2 protein-coding genes are annotated in these 1,621 nt (G+C 69.3%); one reads left to right on the top strand and one right to left on the bottom strand.

All coding sequences use genetic code 11. The annotated features are described in order from the left end of the window. Nucleotides 1-10: 10 nt before the first annotated feature. On the bottom strand, nt 11-613 hold the full coding sequence (locus tag ACWEN3_RS46340; protein ID WP_452984443.1) for an ArnT family glycosyltransferase: 603 nt from the start codon (nt 611-613) through the stop codon (nt 11-13). 278 nt (nt 614-891) lie between these two features. On the opposite strand from ACWEN3_RS46340, the gene ACWEN3_RS46335 reads away from it, so the two are divergent. Then, nucleotides 892-1,542 (top strand): DUF4230 domain-containing protein, encoded by a 651-nt coding sequence (locus tag ACWEN3_RS46335; RefSeq protein WP_452984441.1) that lies wholly within the window; start codon nt 892-894, stop codon nt 1,540-1,542. Nucleotides 1,543-1,621 lie beyond the last annotated feature (79 nt).

The raw sequence follows: 1,621 nt of genomic DNA, 5'->3' as shown, positions 1-1,621 counted from the left end.
CGAGCAGTGATCACGCCGCCCAGCCTTGCCGTGACGAACCGTCACCATGCCGTTCCGGCGTCCCCTGGGACACGTGGGACGTCCCCCGGGACGGGGCCTCGGCCGCTAGCAGCACGCACAGCGTGAACGCCGGGTCCTCGACCGCGGTGCGGAAGAGCCCGACGGCCACGGGGGTCACCAGGAAGGCGACGCAGGCAATCAGCGCCGCGTGCGTGCCGGCCCAGCGGCGCACCACACGGTGCAGCACCAGCAGGCTCGCCACTCCCTCCAGGACCTGGGGAAGGATCAGCGCCCACGGATGGAATCCGAAGAGCCGGGCGGACAGCGCCTGCGGCCAAAGGAATCCCGGCAATTTGTCGAGGGTGATGGAATTCCCGGGATCGAAAGAGCCGTAGAAGAATGCCTTCCAGCTCTCCGTCATGCTGCGGGCGGCGTCCGCGTAGAACGTGTGGTACTGGCTGTGGTTGATGCCCCAGGTGTAGAGCACCGCGGCCAGCACCGTGACGACCAGCAGCGCAGGGCGGGCGTACGCGGGCTCGCCCACCGGTGATCTCCAGGGCGGCCGCCGGTCGGCACCGGTGGAGGCGGTCGCATCGAGGACGTTCGTAGCCATGCCCAGCAGTCTTCGTCACGGTGCGCGTCCGCAACGCCGAAGCGGCCCGCATTCAAGGAAACTCTCACCACCCCGAGGGCAATCCTTTAACCGTACGACATCGAATTTGCACCGGTGAAGCGCGTTCATTACCTGCGCCAGAATTCCGCCGTACACAGAATTCCGACAGCGGTCCCACAGCTTCGTGCCCGTTCGGGCCTCGGCCGTGCCGCGTCAACACGCCGGTCTGGCGGGGCGGGTGACGGGGCATCCGCTTGGCAGGAAGGAGGACCCTCGCGATGACGACTTCCGTGAGGCGCCTGCCCGGCTGGGCCAAGGCCGTGGCCGCGCTCGTGCTGGTGCTCGCCGTGCTGTTCGCCGGGATCCGGCTGGCCGTGCTGCCGGGCATCAAGGATCTGTTCGGCACCGAGACGCACGACCGGTCCGGCCCCGCACTCCTCAAGTCCATCCAGGACATGAGCCGTTACGACGCCGCCTCGGGCAACTTCCAGGTCGTCGTGGACCTGGAGAAGGACTCCAAGTACCTGCCCGACGCGATCCGCGGCACCCGCACCCTGTACGTCGGGGCGGGCACCGTGGACGCCTATGTCGACCTCGGACAGGTCGGCGAGAAGGACGTGTCGGTCAACGGCGACCGCACGTCCGCCACGCTCCGGCTGCCGCACGCCCGGCTCGGCAGCCCGGCCCTCGACCCCGACCACTCCTACGCCGTCTCCAAGCAGCGCGGGCTGCTGGACCGGATCGGGGACCTGTTCTCGGACAACCCCAACAGCGAGCAGGCGGTCCAGAAGCTGGCCGTGAAGCACATCGGCGACGCCGCGCGCGGCAGCGGGCTGACCGCGCGCGCCGAGACCAACACCACCGGCATGCTCCAGGGCCTGCTGCGCTCGCTCGGATTCAAGGAGGTGCACATCGCCTACGGTCCCTGAGCGGCCGTGACCGCGGCCGCCGGTCAGCTGCTCGCCCTCGATGGCGAACTTCGGCTCGACGACCAGCCGGACGCGGTCC

It is taken from the genome of Streptomyces sp. NPDC004561, assembly GCF_053602155.1.
The sequence above is the reverse complement of the archived record's forward strand: the minus strand, read 5'-3'. Positions and strand labels throughout refer to the sequence as shown.

Excerpts from the sequence above, each read along its gene's own strand:
- ACWEN3_RS46340 (WP_452984443.1), bottom strand. The coding sequence starts at position 613 with ATGGCTACGAACGTCCTCGATGCGACCGCCTCCACCGGTGCCGACCGG.
- ACWEN3_RS46335 (WP_452984441.1), top strand. The coding sequence starts at position 892 with ATGACGACTTCCGTGAGGCGCCTGCCCGGCTGGGCCAAGGCCGTGGCC.